Here is a 21092-nt window from a genome sequence, read left to right as displayed (position 1 = left end):
TGCCCGCTCCGCGTCTGTCCGTGGCCGGTGCTGTGGTCGGTGCCATGGTCGGTGTCCGTCCCGATGTCCCGGGCGGTGACGGGCGGTTGGTGCGGCGCGGTCGCTCAGGCTTCGGTGATCCGGAAGACCGGGTGGAGCGGGGCGATGGTGCGGAACTCCTCGTCGGTCGAGTCGGCGGTGACGCCGCCGAAGAAGGGCTTGACCTCCCAGCCCCAGCGCGCGAGGTAGGCGCGGAGCAGGTCCGTGGTCTCCGCCGGGGGCAGTTCGACAGCGGTGAAGGTGCGGGTGCGGCGGCCGACGCGCAGCTCGCCGCCGCCCGCGGCGCGCATGTTGCGTACCCACGCGGAGTCGCCTTGTGCCGAGACGAGATAGCGGCCGTCCTCGAAGGTCATCGGGTTGACCGGGACGCGTCGCCATTCGCCGGACGTGCGGCCACGGACTGAGAGATCGGCCGCGCCGGCGAGGCTGATGCCCCGGCGGGCGAGCCAGCCGACGAAGCTGTTGAAGCCGGCGGTGAAGCGGCTGGGCTTGAGGTTCTGGGACATGGGTTCCTCCGGTGGCGTCGTGTGGCGTGGCGTTGAGTTGAGTTGAGTCGTGTGGTGTCTCGTTGGGGGTGGGCGGCGTTCTGGTTCGAGAGCGGTGCTCTCTGTTGTGAGCAGTATGGAAGTGATTGGCGCGTCAAAGCAAGAGCGGTGCTCTTGTTTTTGTGCGGCGATCCGGAAAGAGTGGGAGACTGCTGCTCATGACTGTGATTCGAGGTGCCAGAGAGCGGGCCCGTAGCGAGATCACCGAGGCCATCAAGGACGAGGCCCGCCGACAGCTCGCCGCGGAGGGTGCGGCCAAGCTCTCGCTGCGGGCCGTGGCCCGCGAACTCGGCATGGTCTCCTCGGCGCTGTACCGCTACTTCCCCAGCCGCGACGACCTGCTCACCGCGCTGATCGTCGATGCGTACAACGCGGTCGGGGTGGCTGCGGAAGGTGCCAGGGACGCCCTCCGCGGCCCCGACGCGGAGCGCCCCGCCGCCCGGTGGAGCGCGATCTGCGCCGGGGTGCGCGACTGGGCGCTGTCCCATCCGCACGAATACGCGCTGATCTACGGATCGCCCGTCCCCGGCTACCGCGCTCCCCAGGCGACCACCGGGCCCGCCGCCCGCGTGGGTCTCGCGCTGATGGGCGTCGTACGGGACGCGTACGCCGCCGGAGCGCTGAAGGAGCCGTCGGAGCCGCTGCCCGATGCGGTGGCCGGCGATGCGCTGGCGCTCGGCGCGGAGCTGGGCGTCGAACTGCCGGCAGCCGTGCTGGCGCGGCTCGTCGGGGCCTGGGCCCAGCTCTTCGGGCTGCTGAGCTTTGAACTGTTCGGCCAGTTCAACCAGGTGGTGGAGGCCCGCACGGAATTCTTCGAGCAGGCGGTGGCCGGTCTCGCGCGCGAGGTCGGGCTGGCGGTGCCCCGCCGGGGTGCGGCGGGCTGAGTCGTGCGCGCGGTGACCGGCCCTGATCCACCGGACCGGTACTACGCGGGGCGGCGGGCCGTGACCAGCCAGGCGGCGCTGCGCAGGCGGACCGCGCCGTCGGATTCGTGGGCGCGGAGCGCCTCCGTGAGCGCGGTGCGGGCGCGGTCCTGCACGTCCGGTGCGACCTGACCGGTCAGATGGCGCCCGGGGCCGGAGTCGAGGATGAGGGTCGCCGCGTCCTCGGCGTCCCGGCCCCAGATGCCGTACGCCTCCACGGGGGCCACGGTGAGGTGCGTGAACCCGGCGGCGGTGAGCACCGCTTCGCTGCGGGCGGGGTCCGCGAGGGAGAACATGCCAGGTGGGTTCGGGCTGTTCGGGTCGTCCGCCGGGAGCGGGCTGCTCGGGGTGCCGAAGTCTCCCAGGGGGAGGTGGGGGCGCAGGGCGCCCAGAAGCTGGAACCACTCGTTGCGTTCGGCCGCCGCGCCGCAGATGAACGCCAGTCGGCCGCCGGGGCGCAGCGCCCGTCCGATGTTGGCGAAGGCGGCGACGGGGTCGGCGAAGAACATCACGCCGTAGCGGCTGATCGCGACGTCGAAGGGGTCGTCGTCGAAGGCGTGGACCTGGACGTCCGTCTGCTCGAAGGCCGCGTTCGTAAGTCCCTCGCGGTGTGCGGACGCGCGGGCGCGCGCCAGCATCGGTGCCGACAGGTCCAGGCCCACGGCCCGCCCGTCGGCGGCCCGGCGGGCGGCGAGCCGGGTCGTGCAGCCGGCTCCGCAGCCGATGTCCAGGACGCGGTCGCGCGGGGTGATCGCCGCGGCGGTGAGCAGGGGTTCGTTGAAGCCCCCGTTCACCGCGTCCCAGCGGTCCTGGTTGTCGGCCCAGTGGGTTCCCTCGTAGCCGTTCCAGGCTTGTGCCTGCGCGGAGTTGGGGGTGTCGGTGGGGTGCTGCACGGGGTGCCTCCTGCTGGGTGCGCGCGGTGGTCCGGAGCTAATATGGGCGTGCGCCCAAACAGTATGGGCACACGCCCATACTGGCAATCCCCGAACCGGGAAGAGGTCTGATGTCACCGCGTGGAGTGGCCATCCCCGACGTGCGCGAGCGGCTCTTCGCCGCCGCGGAGCAGGTGCTGGCCAGGGAGGGGCCGGGCGCGCTGACCAGCAGGGCGATCACCGGAGAGGCGGGCTGCTCCAAGGGGCTGCTGCACGCGCACTTCTCGGGGCTCGACGAGTTCGTCGCGGAGCTGTGCCTGGACCGGTTCGCGCGCACGGCACGGCAGGCCGAGGAACTCCAGGGCAGGGTCGGGCAGGGCACCGTCGCCGGCAACCTCGTCACGGTGGCCGGCGCGCTGCTGGCCTCCGCGGGCCCCACCATCGCCGGTCTCGCCATGACCCGGCCCCCCGCCTTCCTCAGGATCCGCGAGGCGCTGGAGGCCGGGGCGCCCGGCTTCGACGCGATGCAGGACGCGGTCACCGCGTATCTGGATGCCGAGCGCCGGCTGGGCCGCATCGCGGACGGCACCGACACGGCGTCGGTCGCGCTCGCCCTCGTCGGGACCGTGCACCATCTGCTGATGACCGGGTGGGCCGGGGCGCCGGATCCGCGGGAACGGACCGAGCGGCTGGTGGCGTTGCTGGTGGGGCCGGCGGGGGACCGGCCTCGCGGCGAACCGGGGACCGGCAGCGCGGCGGACTGACCGGGCGGCCCGACGGCCCGTCCCGGTGGCCGCGGCCCTACTCCCCGGGGAGTACCCGTGATCACTGCGCCGGGCTGACGCCGCCGGGTCCCGCCGCGGTCTAGCGTGACGGCATGGACAACGCACGGCCGCCGTGGGCGCGGCGCTGCCTCGGCACGGCGCAACAGCGGTGGGCGTCGGCCGCGTATCCGGTCCCCTGGACCCGGGCGGGCGGGCGGCTGCCCTGGCTCTCGACGCTGGTGCTGACGGCCGTCGTCACGATCGGCACCAACGCCGCCGCGCACGGCCAGCAAGGACGCACCCCGCTCGATCCCCTCGGCCATGCACTGCTGCTCTTCGGCGCCCTGCTGCTGCTCTTCCGGCAGCGGTATCCGCGCACCGTGGCACTGGGCACCGCCGCCTGCTGCGCGGTCTACCTCGCCGCCGGCTACCCGTACGGACCGGTCTTCTTCATCCCGGCGCTGGGGGCCTTCGGGGCGATCGTCGCCGGGCACCGCGCGGTCGCCTGGTGCGCGGCGGGCGGCGTATGGGTCGGCCATCTGCTGGCCGCGCACTGGCTCTACCGCTGGCTGCCCTCGTACCGCGAGCCAGCCCCCTGGGGGCAGGAACTGGTCGTCGCCGCCTGGGTGGTGGCCGTGGTGGCGGTCGCCGAGCTCGTCCGGATCCGCCGCGAGCAACTGGCCAGACTGGGCGCCGAACGGGCCGCCGCCGCACGTCGCCGGGCCGACGAGGAGCGGCTGCGGATCGCCCGCGAGCTGCACGACGTCCTCGCGCACAGCATCTCGGTCATCAACGTCCAGGCGGGCGTCGGGCTCGCGCTGCTGGACTCCGACCCGGAGCAGGCGCGCACCGCGCTCACCACCATCAAGGCCGCGAGCAAGGAGGCGCTCGGCGAGGTCCGGCAGGTCCTGGACACGCTGCGCGCCCCGGGGGACGCCCCGCGCTCCCCGGCACCCGGCCTCGACCGGCTGCCCGAACTCGCCGAACAGGCCAGGGGCGCCGGCCTCGCCGTGGACGTCACTACTGAGGGCGCGCGCACGGCCCTGCCGCCCGGCACCGACCTCGCCGCGTTCCGCATCGTCCAGGAGGCGCTCACCAACATCGTCCGGCACTCGGGCTCGCGTACCGCCCAAGTACTGCTCCGCCGCACCGCCGGGGCGCTGGAGATCCAGGTGGACGACGGCGGCCCGGCGACGTCCGGTGCGGGGGAACCGTCCGGCGGCGGCAACGGCCTGGTCGGCATGCGGGAGCGGGCCGCCGCGCTGGGCGGCACCGTCGAGGCGGGCCCGCGGCCCGACGGCGGCTTCCGGGTCCGGGCGCGCATCCCGCTCGCCGAACCGGCCGGCCGCAGGCGGCCCGGGGCCGCGGATACGGTGAACCCCGGTCCTGCCGAGGAGGAGTCGTGATCCGGGTACTGCTCGCCGACGACCAGCTGCTGGTCCGGGCCGGCTTCAAGGCGCTGTTGGACGCCCAGCCCGACATCGAGGTGGTCGCCGAAGCCGGGGACGGGCAGCAGGCGCTGGCCGCGGTCCGGGAACACCGCCCGGACATCGTCCTGATGGACATCCGGATGCCGGTGGTGGACGGCCTGGTGGCCACCCGGCGGATCACCGGGGACCCGGCGCTCTCCGGCGTGAAGGTCGTCATGCTGACCACCTTCGAACTCGACGAGTACGTCTTCGAGGCGATCCGCTCCGGGGCGTCCGGCTTCCTGGTCAAGGACACCGAACCGGAGGAGCTGCTACGGGCGGTGCGCGCGGTCGTCGACGGTGATGCGCTGCTCTCGCCGGGCGTCACCCGCCGGCTGATCGCGGAGTTCGCCGCCCGCTCCAAGGAGCCGGCGTCGGCCGATGCGTTCTCCGGACTGACCGAACGGGAGCGGGAGGTGATGGCGCTGGTCGGCATCGGCCTCTCCAACGAGGAGATCGCCCGCCGGCTGGTGGTCAGCCCGCTGACGGCCAAGACGCATGTCAGCCGCACGATGGTGAAGCTGGGCGCGCGGGACCGGGCCCAACTGGTCGTGCTGGCCTACGAGTCGGGGCTGGTGCGGCCGGGGTGGCTGGGCTGAGCGGGCCCGGCCCCCGCTGGCCGCACGCCGGGCCGGCTTCCGGGCCGTAGGGGCTCAGGGGGCGCCGTGCTCCCGCCAGAGCTCGGCCAGGGCCGGATCGCCGGTGACCTTGAGCGCGTCCCACGGGAGGCGGTTCCACAGGGTGAGGTACAGCTGCTCGGCCGGGCCCTCGACCGTGCAGTCGGCGGGGCCGCAGGCCTGCGCCCCGACCGCGTCCGGCGTACGGACCGTCTGCGGCGGGCCGTCGGTGAGCCGCACCGTCCAGTCCGCTTCGGGGGTGTCGGTCGCGCGCAGCCGCAGTGTCCGCGGCGGGTCCGCGTGCAGCGCGCTGCGGGCGGTGGAGTGGAAGCCCGTCAGGAGCTCGTCGACGCCGTCGGCGGCGAACCGCGACGGGAGCGGGGTGAGCGGGGCGCCGGCCGCCTGCTGGGCGTCGACGCGGTGGACGGACGTCTCGTGCGCCTGGCGGCGCGCCCAGAAGGCCAGCGGGGACGGCGCGGGCAGAAACGCCCAGGTCTCCAGGTCCTGCGGCGCCGTGTGGAGCGCCAGTACGAGGCGGTGGTGGCCCTCCCGCAGCCAGGGCACCAGTTCGTCGTCGGCCGGCTCCGGTGCCTCGGCGGGACGGCTCGGCCGCATCCGGGGCTCGGTCACACATCCCGTGGCCCAGCGGTGGATTCGTCCCACGTGGACGACCAGGTCCCGCACCCGCCACTCGGGACAGGACGGCACCGGGGCGTCGGGCCCGGCCTCGTCCGCGGCGTCCGCGAGCAGCGCTCCGTCCAGGCGCAGCGTTTCGACGAACTCGGTGATCTCCATGCCCCCGAGTGTGCCAGCCGCCGCCGGAAGCGGCCCCGGCGGGGATGAGCCGGCGGCCGTGCGGCCTACGGGCGCCGATCCGGGCTCCGGCGCGCCGACCAGCCGCGAAACGGTCATGGCGGCGGTCAACTCCCCCTCGGACGGGCCGAATTCGCACACCGCGGATCGCCCGCGAGGGGGAGTAGACGGCGGTCAGCTCCGCCCGCTCCGGTGCGCCCGGCCGGTCGGTGCGGTGCGACCGCGCCGGTCGATGCCCGGCCGGGCGGGCATCAATCCCGCCCGCTCCGGTGCGCTCCGCGCGTGGCGTACGCGACCACCACCGCCACCGAGGCCAGCAGCGCGACCGTGGTCAGCGCGACGGGCAGGCCGAGCGCCTCGGCGAGGAAGCCGATCACGGGCGGGCCGAGCAGCATGCCGCCGTAGCCGACCGTGGAGGCCACCGCGACCCCGTCCGGGCCGCCGGCCTCTCCGGCGCGGGCGATGGCGATCGGGAAGATGTTGGCCAGGCCCAGTCCGGCGACGGCGAAACCGGCGCAGGCGGCCCAGGCGGTCGGCGCCAGCGCGCCGAGCAGCATGCCGGCCGTGGCCGTGGAACCGCCCGCGATCAGGGCGCGGGCCGGGCCGTAGCGCTGGACGACGGCCGTCCCGGAGAGCCGGCCGGCGGTCATCGCCAGGGCGAACACCGCGTATCCGGCGGCGGCCAGGCCCGGTCCGGCGGCCAGGTCCTGGGAGAGGTGCAGCGCGCCCCAGTCGGCCATCGCCCCCTCGCCGTACGCGGTGCAGAGCGCGATCAGGCCGAAGACCAGGACGAGCCGGCGGGCCCGCCCGGCCCCGCCGGCCGGCCGCGGACGGTCCGACCGGGCCGTATCGGGCCCCTCGGGGGGCGGCGTCCGGTCCGCCGTGCCGGCCACCGCGGGCCCGCGCAGCGCCCGCCCGGCGACGGCCGTCACCACCAGCCCGATGACCGCCAGCACCAGCAGGTGCGCGGTCGGGGACAGTCGGCCCGCGATCAACCCGCCGAGTCCCGCACCCAGCATCCCGCCCAGGCTGAAGGCGGCGTGGAAGCCGGACATCACCGGGCGGCGCAGAGCGGCGATCAGCTCGACGGCGGCGCTGTTCATGGCGACGTTGAGGGAGCCGTACGCGGCGCCGAAGACCAGCAGGACCAGGCCCAGGGCGGTGGCGGAGCGGGTGAGCGGCGGCAGCAGGATGCTCAGTGCCATGGCGGCGCCGGAGGCGGTGGTCACGGCATGGCTGCCGAAACGGCGGCAGAGCCGGCCGGTGATCATCATGAAGGCGACGGCGCCCGCGGACACGCCGAGCAGCGCGAGTCCGAGGTCGCCCGCGCCGGCGCCGGTCTGCGCCTTGATCGCGGGGATGCGGACGACCCAGCCGGCGAAGAGGAAGCCGTCCATGGCGAAGAAGGCCGTGAGGGCGATGCGGAGCCGGGCCGGTCGGGGGTCGGTCGGTACGGGAGCGGAGGGGAGTGGGCCCTGGTTGCGGGTGAGGGCCGTCCCTATTTTGTTTAGCGTCGGCACAAAGTCAGAATAGGGGTGTGACCCACACTCGGACAACCAGGCTGGAGCGAGGCCGCAGCGCCCTCGGCCCCGCGCTGGAGCTCGTACACACCGGACGCGCGCCCACCCGCGCCGTGCTGACCTCCGAACTCGGCGTGACGCGGGCGACCGCCGGGGCGGTGGCAGCCGAGCTCGAAGCGCTCGGCCTGATCACTGTCGACTCCCGGCCGCACGCCTCCGCCGGCTCCCAAGGGCGCCCCTCCCACCGGCTGTTCGTCGACGAGAGCGGCCCGGTCGTGCTCGCCGCGCAGATCCACGCCGACGGCTACCGCGCCGCGCTGGTCGGCCTCGGCGGCCGGATCGTCGCCACCGCGCCCAGCTGCGGCACCATCCCCGCCGACCCGGCACATGTCCTCGCCGAGGTCGTCGCCGCAGGCTCCGCGCTGCTGGCCGAGACCGGCCGGCGCTGCCTCGGCGCGGGCCTCGCGGTGCCCTCCGCGGTCGCCGAACCGGACGGTGAAGCGCTCAACCCGCTGCACCTGGCCTGGCCTTCGGGTGCCCCCGTACGCGAACTCTTCCTGCGCGCGCTCGCCGACGCCGGCATCCCCGGCGTCACCGCGGAGATCGGCTTCACCGGCAACGATGTCAACCTCGGCGCGCTCGCCGAACACCGGCACGGCGCCGGCCGCGGCGCCCGCCATCTGCTCTGCGTCGCCTCCGGCCACCGTGGCGTCGGCGGGGCGCTGGTGCTCGACGGCCGCCTGCACAGCGGAAGTTCGGGCCTCGCCCTGGAGGTCGGCCACCTGACCGTCAACCCCGAGGGCGCGCCCTGCCACTGCGGCAGTCGCGGCTGCCTGGACGTCGAGGCGGACCCGCTCGCCTTCCTCGTGGCGGCCGGCCGAGAACCGGGCCCCGAGGGCTCGTTCTTCCACCAGGCCGTGGAACTGCTGCGCAACGAGTACGCCGACCCGGGCGTACGCGCCGCCGCGGACCTGCTCATCGACCGCCTCGGGCTCGGCATCGCCGGACTGGTCAACATCCTCAACCCCGACCGCATCATCCTCGGCGGACTCCACCGCAGCCTCCTGGAGGCCGACCCGGAACGGCTGCGGGCCGTGGTCGCCGACCGCAGCCTGTGGGGCCGCAGCGGCGGCGTGCCGATCCTGCCGTGCAGCCTCGACCACAACAGCCTGGTGGGCGCCGCCGAACTGGCCTGGCAGCCGGTGCTGGACGATCCACTGGTGGTCCTCGACTAGCCGCTGCGCGCTTGGCTTGCTTCCCACGTTGTCGGCTTTCCCGCCGTGGGGGTTTGTCGCCGTTGCGCCTGCGGCGGGCGGGTCCGCTGCGCGGGGCTGTTGGGTGCGGTGACGGTCCTGCGGGGCAGGGTGTCCGGACTGCTTCGCTTTACGTCCGGACACCCTGCCCCTCCGGCCCGTCCCCTCCCGTTGTGGGTGGGAAAAAGCCGGTGGGGTGCGCGTAGGTGGGAGCGTGCGGGTTCGTGCGTTGATGGAGACCGTTACCGGACCACTCGGCCCAGCCCGCATCCACCGTTTCTCTCTCCCGCCCCCGGAGGACCGTCACCGCACCCGAAAGCCCCGCGCAGCGGACCCCGCCCGCCGCAGGCGCAGCGGCGGGACAGTCGACAACGTGGGAAGCAGGCAAAGCGCAGCGGAATGGCGGGAAAGCCGACAACGTGGGAAGCTACGGCCATTCGGCCGAAAACGCACGGGACGGATTCTCCGTAAGCATCCGCGTCACCAGGCCCACGCCCAGGGCCAGTTCGAGCCGTCGGCGCTGCCTGCGCAGCAGATACGGCATTCCGGGACCGCCGTTCACCGAGCGTGCCGCGGCTGTGGTGGTGTCGCCGCCGAGCAGGATCCGGTCGGCGAAGCCCGCGTCGGCGAGTGCGGTCAGCGCGTCCGGCAGCCGCCAGTCGGTCGCGTGGTTGGCGCGCGACGGCCCGTCGAAGGCGAGATACGCGCCGGCCTCGGCCGCCATCCGGTGGACGACCGGATCGGGCGAGCGGTTGAGATGTCCGAGGATCACCCGGTCCGGCGGGACGGCCAACTCGTCGCAGAGCAGGTCGAGTACGTCCAGGGCGCCGGTACCCAGCTCCAGGTGGACGCCGATGGCCGCCCCGGTCGCCAGGTGGGCCTCGGCAGCCGCGGCCATGGTGTACCGGGCATGCCGGTCCAGGCCGTGGAAGCCGCCGGCGACCTTGATCATTCCGGCCCGCGGTCGGGCGTCACGGGGACCGTCGCCACCCGCTTCCGTGCCGCCGATCCCTTCGGTCAGCTCGGCGACGAACAGCCCGGCCAGATCCTCGCGGACCCGCTTCCCAGCCAGGATCTCGGGGTCGTAGTGCGCCGCCTGGTGCAGCCCGGTCGCGGCGACGAGGGTGACCCCCGACTCCCGTGACAGCCGCGGCAGTTCGCCGGCGAAGCGCCCCATCCCGTACGGCGTCCACTGGATCACCGCGGCACCGCCGGCGGCCCGGAACGCGGCCAGTTCGGCCGCCGCCGCCCCGGTGTCGGCCAGCTCCTGGCCCGGCAACTGGGGGCTGCGCAGGAAGAGATGGTCATGCGCGTCGCAGATGCCGAGGCCGGCGGGGTCGATGTCCCCGAGGACGGTACGGACGGCGGGGCCGGCGGAGCGGTCCGGTGCCGCCTCGTGCGCCGCGCTCACGACTGCCGCTCCACGCCCGGCTGCCGGTCCGTGCCGGCCTGCGGTCCGGCAACCGGCCGGCCGGCGCCCGGGGCGGACAGGTGCAGCACCTGGAAGCGCTCGCCGGCCGCCGATTCCGGCACGGGGTCCGCCCAGAGGGTGAAGTGGACCAGTTCCCAGCGCCGCGGGTCGAGGCCGAGTGCGGTGGTGTGCACACCGTCCGCGGCGGCCAGCTGCTCGTGGCCGGTCCGTGCGCGCTCGATGGCGGTGGCCGCGTCCGCGCTCTCGGGGAGCGGCTCGATCCGGCGGGTGAAGGCGCGCGGCGGGCGGCCGGCCGCGGGTCCCGAACGGTGGTACAGCCCCTGCCAGTTCAGGACGGCGGGCCGCCCGAAGTCGCGGACCAGGGCGCGGAATCCGTCACCGGTCAGAAACCGGTTCATGGCGTCCGGATCGGCCCAGAGATAGAACGGTGCGTACTGGTTGACCGGCGAGCCGTCGACCCCGCGCTCGCGGATCCCGTACGCCTTGAGGCCGAGCCCCTCGAAGGCGTCCAGGAGGGGGCCCTTGGACTTCACGCGGTGCCGGATGGTCTCCATGTCGTAGTCGGCGGGCAGGGTGATGGCGTACTGCATGGCGTGCACGGCTGCTCCGTAGGGGAGTGGGGAGGGGCGGCGGTGGTGGTCAGGCGGTGTCGGATGACGGGGCCGTGGCGGGGATGACCGCTTGCGCGGCCAGCAGTGCCAGGACGCCGCGGACCGCGGCATCGAACGGTGCGGTGTCCTCCGCGGCCCGGGCCAGCACATAGCCGCCCTGGACGACGGCCGCGACGGCCGCGGCGGTGGCCACCGGGTCGAGGCCGGCGGCCAGTTCACCGCGCCGCTGCCCCTCGGCCAGGACCTCGGCGATCCGGTGCCGGAGCCAGCCGAACATCTCGTCCAGCGGCTGCCGCAGCTCGGGGCTGCGGACGACATCGCGGTCCTGCGTCATCCGCCCGATCGGGCAACCGCGCAGCACCTGCCGCTCCCGCAGCAGATAGGACGCGACCCGGTCGTAGGCCGTCCCCGGGGCGGTGAAGCACTCCTCCGCGGCCTGCTGCATGCCGTCCGCGGTCCGCCGGATCGCCGCCAGTGCGAGATCGGACTTGCCGGTGAAGTGGTGGTACATGCTGCCCTGGCCGACGCCCGCGCGCTCCAGGATCGCCTTGGGGCTGGTGCCGACGTAGCCGCGCTCCCACAGGAGTTCCTGGGTGCTCGTGACGAGCCGCTCCTGCGTACTGGCCGGGGCCGACGGTGAGGCCGGCGCGGTGTTCCGTGTGCTGCTGGTGTTGCCTGTGTCGCCCATGAGAGTACTGTACATACCAGTAGTTACAAAGATCAAGAGTGGGAGGGCGGGGGCCGGGCGTCGACGATGGGTGGGGTGTGGTCGTCCGGGGTGACGGCGGGCGGAGCAGGTGCGGCGGTTCCGCGTACTTCCCCGGTCGTACGGCCGGAGCCGCTGGCGGTACGACGACGTGCGGCCCCCGGGCGGCGAGGCTCGAAGGGAGCCGGCGGAACGCCTTCTGCCGGTCGGCAGCAGCCCTTCCACTGAGGAGACGATCCCCATGCACGCACTTGCGGAGCCCTGGTCGGGCGGCGGCCCCGGCCCCTGGATCCTGTTCGTTCCCGTCGTCTGGGCGGCGGTCGCCTTCACCGTCGTGACGGTGCTGCGCCGCACCGTGTGGCGGCACGGCGGGCCCGGCCGGCGGTTCGGCGGCCCCCGGTCCGGCCTCCGGTCCGTGGCCGGTGCCGACGCGCCCTCGCCGATCGCCGTCCTCGGGCGGCGCTTCGCCGCGGGCGACATCGACGAGGAGGAGTACTGGCGTCGGCTCTCCGTGCTGGAGGAGCACTTCGGTACCGGCCCCAAGAGCGGCGCGGTGTGACCGCCGGCGCCCCTGGGGGCGGTGGTGCACGCGCTGGACGGGGTGGTCGGCAGCCCTGCGGCGCGCCTGTCAGCCGACCCTCGCGCTCCGCGTACGGGGCCGGGGGTCGGCCGGCGTGTCCTCCAGCGGCGCGGTGTCCCAACCGGGGCGGACCGTGCGGGCCTCCTCGGGGGCGGTGGTCAGCGCCGGGAGGGTGAACCAGACGACCTTGCCCGGGTCGTCCGGGCGGACCCCCCAGCTCTCGCTGAGCGCCGCGATCAGCGCCAGCCCGCGCCCGCAGGTCTCCCAGCTGTCGGCGACCCGGATCCGCGGCAGCCGCGGATCGAGATCGTGCACCGAGACCGTCAACTGGTCCAGCAGGACGCACAGTTCGACGGTGCACTGCTTGCTGGGGCGGGCGTGCCGGTGGACGTTGGCGAGGAGTTCGGTGACGCCGAGGGCCGCCGGGTCGATCAAGGCGTCGAGACGCCAGTACCGCAGTTGCGCGGAGACGATCCTGCGCACATGCCCGATGCGGGCCGGGACGGCCTGGAGTTCCACCGTGCAGTGTCTGCTGGGCTGCCTGATCACGACCGCGACTCCCTGATGAGGCCGGGCGCCCCTCGTACCGGGCAGGGGCGAAGATCGGATCCAGCGATGCCGGCTGCACCACAGCGTCACCGCTGGTGAACCCTCAGTGATACGTGTCCAGGGTCATGCAGGCGGTGCGCCCCCGCAACCGCACCACCTCAGCCGCAGCGGGCGTTCACGCGCGTGGCCGACGCGCCGTCTCCACGGCCTGGAGGAAGCGGTCGGGGGCGCCCAGCCTGAGCGAGTAGCGGTTCCCGTTGAGGACGGCGAGCGCCCGGTCGCGGGCCGCGAACAGCGGCTTGTGGGCCTCGACGGCGCCCAGCGGAGCGCTGTCGATCTCCGTGCCGTAACTGGTCAGCAGCGCCAGCCGCCCGTCGCTGATCCGGATCTGGCCCGCCCTCGTCAGCGACCGCAGCCACCGCTCGATCCGCACGCCGGTCGCGTTGAACTCCGACTCCGCCATCCCCACCACTTCCTCGGCCCCACGGGCTGGTGCGGTCCACCGCCCCTCTCGGGAAGTCTGCCCCCATCACGCCGCGTATACCAGTGCCGCCCCGGCCGCGACCCACGCAACAGCCGTCCCCCAGGGCCTTCTTGGGGCCTCTCAAAGGGATGTTTATGCAGGTGAGAAGCGTGCGGAGGGTGGTTATAGTCGGAAGCGGCCCGACGTTCCGCGCGGGCTCGTAACCCCCCGTTGAGGAGTGCGCCGGTGAGCATCGCACCACAGCCGCAGAGCCGGCCCGACCGCGGCAGAGCGGACCGGGAGCCTACGCCGGCCGTCATACCGACCACGGACGTCGACCGCACGGATCCGGACTACCGAACCTGGCTCAAAGACGCGGTACGCAAGGTCCAGGCGGACGCCAACCGCACCGCCGACACCCACCTGCTGCGCTTCCCGCTGCCCGAGGGGTGGGGCATCGACCTCTACCTGAAGGACGAGTCGACGCACCCCACCGGCAGCCTCAAGCACCGGCTGGCCCGCTCGCTGTTCCTGTACGGGCTGTGCAACGGCTGGATCCGCCCGGGCAAGCCGGTCATCGAGTCCTCCAGCGGCTCCACGGCCGTCTCCGAGGCGTACTTCGCCTCGCTGATCGGGGTCCCGTTCATCGCGGTGATGCCGGCGACGACCAGCCGCGAGAAGACCCGGCTGATCGAATTCCACGGCGGCACCTGCCATCTGGTCCAGGACCCGCGCACCGTCTACGAGGTCTCGGCGCGGCTCGCCGCCGAGTCCGGCGGGCACTACATGGACCAGTTCACCTATGCCGAGCGGGCCACGGACTGGCGCGGCAACAACAACATCGCCGAGTCGATCTACCAGCAGCTGCGGCTGGAGCGCTATCCCGAGCCCGCCTGGATCGTCGCCACCGCCGGCACCGGCGGCACCTCCGCGACCATCGCCCGCTACGTCCACTACATGCAGTACGACACCCGGGTCTGCGTCCCCGACCCGGAGAACTCCTGCTTCTTCGACGGCTGGCTCACCGGCGACGCCGGGACCAACTGCGAGACCGCGTCGCGGATCGAGGGCATCGGCCGGCCCCGGATGGAGCCGAGCTTCGTACCCGGCGCGATCGACCGGATGATGAAGGTCCCGGACGCGGCCAGCGTCGCCGCCGTACGCGCGCTGGAGACGGCGATCGGCCGCAAGGCGGGCGGCTCGACCGGCACCGGTCTGTGGAGCGCCCTGAAGATCGTCGCGGAGATGGTCGCCGAGGGGCGTACGGGATCCGTGGTCACGCTGCTCTGCGACCCCGGGGACCGCTATCTCGACAAGTACTACTCGGACGACTGGCTGGCCTCGCAGGGCCTCGACATCACGCCCTATGCGCGCACCATCGACACCTTCCTGGCCACCGGCGCCTGGAGCTGCTGACCCGCGGCGGGGCGGGTCCGGCGGCCGGTGAGCCGGCGGCGCGGCTCAGGGGCGGGCGAGGCGCCGGTCCAGGGCCCGTACGGAGTCCCGGAAGGCGCGGCCCAGGCCCGGCCGGGCCGCCGTCATCAGCCAGCGGAACGGCGCCGGGCCGTCGGCCGCGAACGTCCACCGCAGCCGGGTCCCGCCGCCCGCCGGGGTCAGCCGCCAGTCCTCCAACAGGGCCCGCAGGCCAGGGGCGTTGGTGGTGTCGACCCGATAGGCGTAGTGCGCGTCGGGCTCGGCCGCCAGCACCGTCTCGGCGAACCGCGTGCCGCCCGTCAGGCGGACGTCGCGGCCCGCGCCGCCGTGTGTCGGCACCGCGCGGGACACCCCCGTGAACCACTCCGCCCAGCCCGGTACGTCATCCGCCAGCGCGCGATAGACGACCTCCGGCGGCGCGGCGGCCTCCGCGGTGAACACCAGCCGCAGCGGGGCGGAGGCGACGAAGTCGAGCTCGACGGGGCGGAGTCGGCGTGGCACGGGACGAGCACCCCCTGAGGGACGGCCGGCGGGACAGCGCGCACACCATAGCTGACGTGACGTCAGATGTCTGCGTCCGCAGCCGGTTCGCCCGCCACCACCAGCTCGGTCGGCAGCTCCGCGAACTCCGCCCGCACCTCCGCCGGCAGCCCGGCATCCGTCACCAGCACATCCACCTGATCCAGACCGGCGAACGAACTCAGGCCGACCGTCCCCCACTTGGTGTGGTCGGCGACCACCACCACCCGCCGCGCGGACCGTACGAAGTGCCGGTTGGTCTCCGCCTCCGCGAGATTCGGCGTCGACAGCCCCGCCTCCACCGATATGCCGTGCACGCCGAGGAAGAGCAGATCGAAGTGGAGTGACCGGATCGCGGCATCCGCCACCGGCCCGACCAGGGTGTCCGACGGCGTCCGCACCCCGCCGGTGAGCACCACCGTCGCCGCCTCCGCGGCCGGCATCCCCTCCCCGCTGGCGGCGGCCCGCTGGGCGTTGTAGAACACATCGGCCACCCGGACCGAATTCGTCACCACCGTCAGCTCCGGCACCTCCAGCAGCTGATGCGCCAGCGCGAACGCGGTCGTACCGCCCGCCAGCGCGATCGCGCTGCCCGGCACCGCCATCCGCGCCGCCGCCTTGGCGATCTCCGCCTTGGCGCTCAGCTCCAGCGCCGACTTCACCTCGAACCCCGGCTCATGGGAGCTCGGATCGCTCACCGGCAGCGCGCCGCCGTGCACCTTCTCGACCATGCCCTGGCGGGCCAGTGCGTCCAGATCGCGACGGACCGTCATGTCCGAGACGCTGAGCCGGCGGGTCAGCTCGTTGACGCGCACCCCGCCCCGCCGTCTGACCTCGTCGAGAATCAGGGCACGCCGCTGCTCCGCGAGGAGGTTCTGGTTGTCGCTCACCCCGGCCCGTCCCTTCCGCCCGGCACTGCGTCCCGGGTCCTGCACGCGGGCTGCCCGCCGCCCGCGATCACTGGTGCCCTCATCCTCGCACGAGGGTCCGACAACGGTCCCGACGCGGCTGTGCGCGGCATCCGTCGCGGGCAGCGCGGACCGCGGGAACCGAAACGCGGATGAAGTCGCTCCCAGAGGAAAGAGACATTCGCGGGGGACCACGGACCGCACGGCACGCACCGCATCGCACACCGCACCGCACTGACATCGGGGGAGAGCCAGTGGAGACCGCGGACACACCACCGCACGGCGGCCCAACGGGCCGCACCGGCACGACAGATGCCGCACCGGCCACCGCACCGGTACCGCAGCTCAGCCTGGAGCTGCTGGTCCATGGCGTCGGCGGCACCACGCCCGAGAAGATGCTCGGCGACCCGCGCGTCGAGCGGATCACCGGTGACGACACCGCCGCCTGCTACCGCCGCACCGACGACGCGGACGCCGAGGAGCGGCCCGGCGACCACCTCTCCGAACCGGTCCGGGAGGCGTACTGCTGGAGCAATCTGACGTCCGGCAACGGCGCCCGCGCGCTCTGGCTGATCCTGGTGCCCTTCATGGTCGCCAACCTCGCGCACTGGATGCGCCCGGCGGCCCCGCCCGAGCACCGGGCGCAGCGGATCTACGACCTCCTGGTGCGCCTCCTCGCGCTCACCCTCACCGTGCTGCTCGCCGCCGCGGCCTGCGAGGTCGCCCTCGACCTCACCGCCTGGCAGTGCGCCGGCACCCCCGTCTGCGTCGCCGGGAAATCCTGGCTGGGCTTCCTCAGCCCCGACAACGCCGGCTGGTGGAGCGTCCCCGGCCGGCGGCTGGCGCTCGCCTCCGTCGTGCCCCTGATGGTCGTCGGCTTCCTCTGGTGGCTCTCGCACCGCACCTGGAGCGCGTACGAATCCGCCTCGCCGCCGCCCCGCCGCCCCGGCGCCTCCCGCGACACCCCCGCCGAGGAGCGCACCGCGCTCAACCTGGACGGCTTCTGGTACGGCCGCCGGCTCGTCGCCCGGCTCCGCGCCGCGCACACCACGGCCGGGATCCTGACCATCGCCGCCGCCCTGCTCGTCGCCTCCCTCCGGACCGACCGGCGGGCCGGTGACGGCACCCTCGTCGTCCTCGGCCAGGGCCTGACCGCGTCGGTCGTGCTGCTCGCCGCCGGCACCGTGCTCGTGGTCTGGCGCACCGCCCGCAGCGAGGCGGCACCGGACGACGGGTCCGACCACCCGGCCGTGCGGGCGCTGCCGTACGCCGCCCTGGGCGTGCTGGCGCTGACCGCCGTCCACGCCGGCTGGGCGCGGCCCGGAGCGCGCAGCCACGGCCCGCTGCCCGGTGTCGCGGCGTTCGGGGGGATCGCCGTCCTCCAGGGCGCGCTGGTCCTCGCGCTGGCGGTGACCGCCTGGTTCCTGTGGCGTGCGGCGCGCGACGAGGCCCGTACGGCGCTGCGCGGGATGGGCGGGCCCGCCGTCGCGCTGCTGTCCTGCGCGGTCGGCGGGGTGCTGTCCGGGGGAGTGGCCGTGCGGTTCGCCGACTGGATCGGCGGGCCGGCGGCCCCCGGCCGGGACCACGCCCCGATCCCCGGGCCGCCGGTCCTGCTGTCCTGGCAGGCGTCGGTGATCCCCGCCCTGCTGGTCGTGGTCGCCGTCGTCGCGGTGCTCGCCGGGATCCGGGTGATCGTCGTCCGCAACCGCGTCGCCGAGGACGTCCCGGGCCTCTACGATCCGCGCGAGCGGCCCGACGCGCTGCGCACCCGGCGGATCGCCGGCACCATCGCGCGTGCCGGGCTGACCGACGCGGCGCCCGTCCTCGTGGCCGCCACCGCCGCCGTCACGCTCACCCTGGGAGCGGGCGCGGTGGCCGGCGCCTGGATCACCGACCAGGCGCCCGGCCGCGCCACCGCGGGCGCCCCGCCGGTCCTGCACGCCGCCGCCGAGACCGCCGAATCCCTCGGCTCCTGGCTCATGGGCGCCGGTGTCATCCTGCTGCTCGCCATGGGCCGCCGCGCCTACCGCGACCACTCCGCCCGCCGCACCATCGGCATCCTCTGGGACGTGGGCACCTTCTGGCCGCGCGCCGCGCACCCCTTCGCGCCGCCCTGCTACGCCGAGCGCGCGGTGCCCGACCTGACCTGGCGGATGGCCACGTGGACCGAGCGGTTCGACGGCCGGCTGGTGATCTCCGGGCACTCCCAGGGCAGCGTGCTGGCCGCCGCGGCCGTCTGGCAGCTTGACCTGGTCACCCGCAGCCGGGTCGCGCTGCTGACGTACGGCAGCCCCCTGGAGCGCCTCTACGGCCGCTGGTTCCCCGCCTACTTCGGTCCGCCCGCGCTCACCGGGCTGCACCGCGAGATGGACGACTGGCGCAACCTCTGGCGCTTCACCGACCCCATCGGCGGCCCGATCCGGCTCACCTGCGAGGACGGCCGCCGGATCGACGAAGGGCCGCTGCGCGACCCGCTCGCCTTCGGCCGTACGCTCCAGAACCCGCTGCCCGCCCAGATCCTCGGCCACGGCGACTACCAGGCCGACCCGGTCTTCGACAAGGTGCGCGCCGAACTGATCGCCCGGCTCGGCCCGCGGATACCGCCCCCGCGCACGGAACAGGAGCCCGCTCACGGCAGTTCGGGCAGGTCCTCCGCGTAGAGGAGGGTCAGATCGTCGGTGCTCGGGTCGGGCAGCTTCGCCACCCGGCCCGCGTGCCGCTCGACCATCGCCTCGAACGTCTGCCGCGCGGTGCGCCCGTTGCCGAACGACGGCCCCTTGGGCAGCGCCGTGAAGTACTTCAGCAGCGCCTCGCCGGCCCCGTCGGCGAGCCGGTACTCATGCTCCTCGCCCTGCTGCTCGACGATCCGCAGCAGCTCCTCGGGCGCGTAGTCACCGAACCTGATGGTCCGTGAGAAACGGGACGAGACACCGGGGTTGACCGCCAGGAAGCGCTCCATCTCGGCGGTGTAGCCGGCCACGATCACCACCACCGCGTCCCGGTGGTCCTCCATCAGCTTCACCAGGGTGTCGATGGCCTCCTTGCCGAAGTCCCGCCCGGAGTCCTCCGGCGAGAGGGCGTACGCCTCGTCGATGAACAGCACCCCGCCGCGCGCCCGGTCGAACGCCTCCTGGGTGCGGATCGCCGTCGACCCGATGTGCTCGCCCACCAGGTCCACCCGGGACACCTCGACCAGATGCCCGCGCTCCAGTACGCCCAGCGCGTGCAGGATTTCGCCGTACAGCCGGGCCACCGTCGTCTTGCCCGTGCCGGGGGAGCCGGTGAAGACCAGATGGCGGCGGACCGACGCGGCCTTGAGCCCCGCCTCCTGCCGCCGGCGCCCCACCTCGATCATGTTGATCAGGCTGCGCACCTCGCGCTTGACGCTCTCCAGCCCTACGAGGGTGTCCAGTTCGCCCAGCACCTCCTCGGAGGGGCGGACGGCCACCGCCTCTTCCGGGGGCGCGGCGGCGGCCGACGACGCGCGCTGCGCCGGGATGTTGCCCAGCAGCCCGGCCGTCTGCGTCGCCTGCTGCACCGTGGGCGATGTCGTCCCCGCGGCCGGCGCCTCGGTGGTCCGGCTCTCGTCGCTGGTGCAGTCCTCGACGGTGGGCCCGCCGCCGGTGCCGTGCGCGTCGGCGAACTCGTAACCGCCGCGCGCGCAGCGCTCCGTACGACACCGGGTCAGCGTCGTGCGGCAGCCGTCGATCACATGGAAGCCGAAGCCCGAGCTGCCGGTGACCCGGCAGCCGTGGAAGGTGCCGCGGCCCTCCGCCGAGACGTAGAACCCGGCCTCGGCGGGCGAACTGACCGTGCAGCCCTCGATGGTGGGGTCCGCGCCCTTGGTGACGATCACGCCGGTCTGCGCCCCGTCGATCGTGCAGTTGGCGAGCGTGCCGCCGCTGCCGTGGTCGCGGAACCAGGCGCCGGTCGAGGTCTCCCGGATCCGGCAGTCGTCCAGTTGCACGGTCGCGCCGTCGCTCACCGACACCGCGGTGTTGCGGACCTGCGCGATATCGCAGTCCACGACGTCGGCGCGGGAGCCCCGGTCGAGGACGAACAGTGCGTCCGGCACGTCGTGCACCCGCGTGGCGTCCAGCACCGCGGTCGCGCCGTCGCTGACCCACACCGCGGGATAGTCGCCCGTACTGTCGTGGATCTCGCACTGGTTGGCGTCCACCCGGGTGCCCGGGTCCCAGACGGACAGGCCGTTGCGCCCGAAGTGCCGCACCGTGCTGCGGGTCAGCGTCAGCACCGACCGCGAGCGGAGGTCGACGGCGTTCTCCGGGATGTCGTGGATGTCGCAGTCGGCGAGGGTGAGCACCGCGTCGGTGTCCAGGGTGACGCCGTCCGCGGACGTCCGGTGCACCGTGCAGTCGGTGAGATGGCCGGTGGCCCGCGCCGCCACCTGGATTCCCGCGCCCTTGATCTCGTACAGCTCGCAGCCGACCGCCTCGACCGCGCTGCCCTCGCCGGTCAGCGACAGGCCCGCCCCCGAGGCGTGGTGGATCCGGCAGTTCTCCAGCCGCGGATGGGCGCCGCCGCGCACCGTCACCCCCGCCTGCCCGGCGGCCATCACCTCGCACTCCTCGAAGACCCCGCCGGCGCCGTCCAGGACGCTGATGCCGACGCCGCCCGCGTTGTCGACCGTGCAGCGGCGCACCGTCGGACGGGCCCCGCCCCGGACCTCGATCCCGGCCGCGGAGCGGGTCACCACCCGGATATCGGCCAGTTCGGGGGCGCCGTCCTCCACCAGCAGCGCGGGCGAGGCGGAATCCGTCGCCTCCAGGTGCAGATCGTGGACGGTGGCCGAGGCTCGTATCGTCAGCGCCACACCGTCGGCCGGCGCGATCCGCACCGACCCGCGGGCCCCCTCGGGACCGCGCAGCGTCACCGCCCGCAGCAGCACCAGGTTCTCGCGGTACGTACCGGCCGGCACGGTCAGCACGTCACCGTCCCCGGCGGCCTCCAGGGCGGCGGCGAGCGAACTGTACTCCCCGGTGCGGCGTCGCCAACGCGACGTTCCGGAGTGCGTCACCTGGACCGAGCCCTGTGCCATGGCGGTGTCGTGTCCC

Annotated in this window: 20 protein-coding genes; 8 read left to right on the top strand and 12 right to left on the bottom strand. The window is 74.1% G+C overall.

The features are described 5' to 3' along the window. Window positions 1–104: 104 nt before the first annotated feature. On the bottom strand, window positions 105–545 hold the full coding sequence (locus IEZ17_RS23260; protein ID WP_189303189.1) for a nitroreductase family deazaflavin-dependent oxidoreductase: 441 nt from the start codon (window positions 543–545) through the stop codon (window positions 105–107). A gap of 197 nt (window positions 546–742) precedes the next feature. Between IEZ17_RS23260 and IEZ17_RS23255 the strand changes: the two genes are divergently transcribed. Next, the gene (locus IEZ17_RS23255) at window positions 743–1468 is read left to right on the top strand and encodes a TetR/AcrR family transcriptional regulator (protein ID WP_189303187.1); all 726 of its coding nucleotides are present in this window, start codon (window positions 743–745) and stop codon (window positions 1466–1468) included. Between the two features lie 41 nt (window positions 1469–1509). On the opposite strand, the gene IEZ17_RS23250 is transcribed toward IEZ17_RS23255, so the two are convergent. Continuing rightward, window positions 1510–2400, bottom strand: a complete 891-nt coding sequence (locus IEZ17_RS23250; protein WP_189303185.1) for a class I SAM-dependent methyltransferase — start codon at window positions 2398–2400, stop codon at window positions 1510–1512. A gap of 110 nt (window positions 2401–2510) precedes the next feature. Here IEZ17_RS23250 and IEZ17_RS23245 point away from each other — a divergent pair, with 110 nt between their 5' ends. From IEZ17_RS23245 to IEZ17_RS23235, 3 genes are all read left to right on the top strand, one after another. Then, complete coding sequence (locus IEZ17_RS23245; RefSeq protein WP_189303183.1) at window positions 2511–3143, top strand: TetR/AcrR family transcriptional regulator; 633 nt, start codon at window positions 2511–2513, stop codon at window positions 3141–3143. A 113-nt stretch (window positions 3144–3256) separates the two neighbouring features. Then, the gene (locus IEZ17_RS23240) at window positions 3257–4549 is read left to right on the top strand and encodes a sensor histidine kinase (protein WP_189303182.1); all 1293 of its coding nucleotides are present in this window, start codon (window positions 3257–3259) and stop codon (window positions 4547–4549) included. Beyond that, a complete protein-coding gene (locus IEZ17_RS23235; protein WP_189303180.1) occupies window positions 4546–5211 on the top strand; it encodes a response regulator in 666 nt (221 codons plus the stop codon). Before IEZ17_RS23240 ends, IEZ17_RS23235 begins: the two co-directional genes overlap by 4 nt. 54 nt (window positions 5212–5265) lie before the next feature. Here the strand turns inward: IEZ17_RS23235 and IEZ17_RS23230 are convergent, their stop codons facing one another. Together IEZ17_RS23230 and IEZ17_RS23225 are read right to left on the bottom strand one after the other, a co-directional pair. Further along, a complete protein-coding gene (locus IEZ17_RS23230) occupies window positions 5266–6024 on the bottom strand; it encodes a maleylpyruvate isomerase family mycothiol-dependent enzyme (RefSeq protein ID WP_189303178.1) in 759 nt (252 codons plus the stop codon). A 269-nt stretch (window positions 6025–6293) separates the two neighbouring features. Continuing rightward, a complete protein-coding gene (locus IEZ17_RS23225; protein ID WP_229852546.1) occupies window positions 6294–7562 on the bottom strand; it encodes an MFS transporter in 1269 nt (422 codons plus the stop codon). Between the two features lie 17 nt (window positions 7563–7579). On the opposite strand from IEZ17_RS23225, the gene IEZ17_RS23220 reads away from it, so the two are divergent. Beyond that, on the top strand, window positions 7580–8797 hold the full coding sequence (locus IEZ17_RS23220; protein WP_189303176.1) for an ROK family protein: 1218 nt from the start codon (window positions 7580–7582) through the stop codon (window positions 8795–8797). Window positions 8798–9242: 445 nt separating this feature from the next. Here IEZ17_RS23220 and IEZ17_RS23215 read toward each other — a convergent pair whose 3' ends face one another. The 3 genes from IEZ17_RS23215 to IEZ17_RS23205 are packed head-to-tail and all read right to left on the bottom strand — an operon-like array spanning window position 9243 to window position 11546. Beyond that, entirely contained in the window at window positions 9243–10226 is a 984-nt protein-coding gene (locus tag IEZ17_RS23215) for a phosphotriesterase family protein (RefSeq protein ID WP_189303174.1), read from the bottom strand. Continuing rightward, a complete protein-coding gene (locus tag IEZ17_RS23210; protein WP_189303173.1) occupies window positions 10223–10846 on the bottom strand; it encodes a DUF4865 family protein in 624 nt (207 codons plus the stop codon). The genes IEZ17_RS23215 and IEZ17_RS23210 overlap by 4 nt, the downstream gene beginning before the upstream one ends. A 40-nt stretch (window positions 10847–10886) precedes the next feature. Then, a complete protein-coding gene (locus IEZ17_RS23205) occupies window positions 10887–11546 on the bottom strand; it encodes a TetR/AcrR family transcriptional regulator (RefSeq protein WP_189303172.1) in 660 nt (219 codons plus the stop codon). 259 nt (window positions 11547–11805) lie between these two features. Here IEZ17_RS23205 and IEZ17_RS23200 point away from each other — a divergent pair, with 259 nt between their 5' ends. After that, window positions 11806–12123: an SHOCT domain-containing protein gene (locus IEZ17_RS23200; protein WP_189303171.1), complete on the top strand. Its 318-nt coding sequence runs from the start codon at window positions 11806–11808 to the stop codon at window positions 12121–12123. A gap of 69 nt (window positions 12124–12192) precedes the next feature. Here IEZ17_RS23200 and IEZ17_RS23195 read toward each other — a convergent pair whose 3' ends face one another. Then, complete coding sequence (locus IEZ17_RS23195; protein ID WP_189303170.1) at window positions 12193–12693, bottom strand: ATP-binding protein; 501 nt, start codon at window positions 12691–12693, stop codon at window positions 12193–12195. Window positions 12694–12868: 175 nt separating this feature from the next. Further along, the gene (locus tag IEZ17_RS23190) at window positions 12869–13156 is read right to left on the bottom strand and encodes a hypothetical protein (RefSeq protein WP_189303169.1); all 288 of its coding nucleotides are present in this window, start codon (window positions 13154–13156) and stop codon (window positions 12869–12871) included. 246 nt (window positions 13157–13402) lie between these two features. Between IEZ17_RS23190 and IEZ17_RS23185 the strand changes: the two genes are divergently transcribed. Next, the gene (locus IEZ17_RS23185; protein ID WP_189303168.1) at window positions 13403–14572 is read left to right on the top strand and encodes a PLP-dependent cysteine synthase family protein; all 1170 of its coding nucleotides are present in this window, start codon (window positions 13403–13405) and stop codon (window positions 14570–14572) included. Window positions 14573–14617: 45 nt separating this feature from the next. Here IEZ17_RS23185 and IEZ17_RS23180 read toward each other — a convergent pair whose 3' ends face one another. Further along, entirely contained in the window at window positions 14618–15091 is a 474-nt protein-coding gene (locus IEZ17_RS23180) for an SRPBCC family protein (RefSeq protein ID WP_189303167.1), read from the bottom strand. Between the two features lie 62 nt (window positions 15092–15153). Next, window positions 15154–15999, bottom strand: a complete 846-nt coding sequence (locus IEZ17_RS23175) for a DeoR/GlpR family DNA-binding transcription regulator (RefSeq protein WP_189303166.1) — start codon at window positions 15997–15999, stop codon at window positions 15154–15156. A gap of 272 nt (window positions 16000–16271) precedes the next feature. Here IEZ17_RS23175 and IEZ17_RS23170 point away from each other — a divergent pair, with 272 nt between their 5' ends. Then, complete coding sequence (locus tag IEZ17_RS23170; protein ID WP_373299902.1) at window positions 16272–18677, top strand: hypothetical protein; 2406 nt, start codon at window positions 16272–16274, stop codon at window positions 18675–18677. Here IEZ17_RS23170 and IEZ17_RS23165 read toward each other — a convergent pair. Further along, window positions 18647–21076 (bottom strand): right-handed parallel beta-helix repeat-containing protein, encoded by a 2430-nt coding sequence (locus IEZ17_RS23165; protein WP_189303165.1) that lies wholly within the window; start codon window positions 21074–21076, stop codon window positions 18647–18649. The genes IEZ17_RS23170 and IEZ17_RS23165 overlap by 31 nt on opposite strands. Window positions 21077–21092: the final 16 nt, after the last annotated feature.

Origin of the sequence: Streptomyces albospinus (assembly GCF_014648695.1) — a bacterium.
GTDB classification, from domain to species: Bacteria; Actinomycetota; Actinomycetes; order Streptomycetales; family Streptomycetaceae; genus Streptomyces; species Streptomyces albospinus.
This window is presented reverse-complemented; position numbering and strand designations above follow the sequence as displayed.

Excerpts from the sequence above, each read along its gene's own strand:
- IEZ17_RS23260 (WP_189303189.1), bottom strand. The coding sequence starts at position 545 with ATGTCCCAGAACCTCAAGCCCAGCCGCTTCACCGCCGGCTTCAACAGC.
- IEZ17_RS23255 (WP_189303187.1), top strand. The coding sequence starts at position 743 with ATGACTGTGATTCGAGGTGCCAGAGAGCGGGCCCGTAGCGAGATCACC.
- IEZ17_RS23245 (WP_189303183.1), top strand. The coding sequence starts at position 2,511 with ATGTCACCGCGTGGAGTGGCCATCCCCGACGTGCGCGAGCGGCTCTTC.
- IEZ17_RS23240 (WP_189303182.1), top strand. The coding sequence starts at position 3,257 with ATGGACAACGCACGGCCGCCGTGGGCGCGGCGCTGCCTCGGCACGGCG.
- IEZ17_RS23230 (WP_189303178.1), bottom strand. The coding sequence starts at position 6,024 with ATGGAGATCACCGAGTTCGTCGAAACGCTGCGCCTGGACGGAGCGCTG.
- IEZ17_RS23205 (WP_189303172.1), bottom strand. The coding sequence starts at position 11,546 with ATGGGCGACACAGGCAACACCAGCAGCACACGGAACACCGCGCCGGCC.
- IEZ17_RS23200 (WP_189303171.1), top strand. The coding sequence starts at position 11,806 with ATGCACGCACTTGCGGAGCCCTGGTCGGGCGGCGGCCCCGGCCCCTGG.
- IEZ17_RS23190 (WP_189303169.1), bottom strand. The coding sequence starts at position 13,156 with ATGGCGGAGTCGGAGTTCAACGCGACCGGCGTGCGGATCGAGCGGTGG.
- IEZ17_RS23165 (WP_189303165.1), bottom strand. The coding sequence starts at position 21,076 with ATGGCACAGGGCTCGGTCCAGGTGACGCACTCCGGAACGTCGCGTTGG.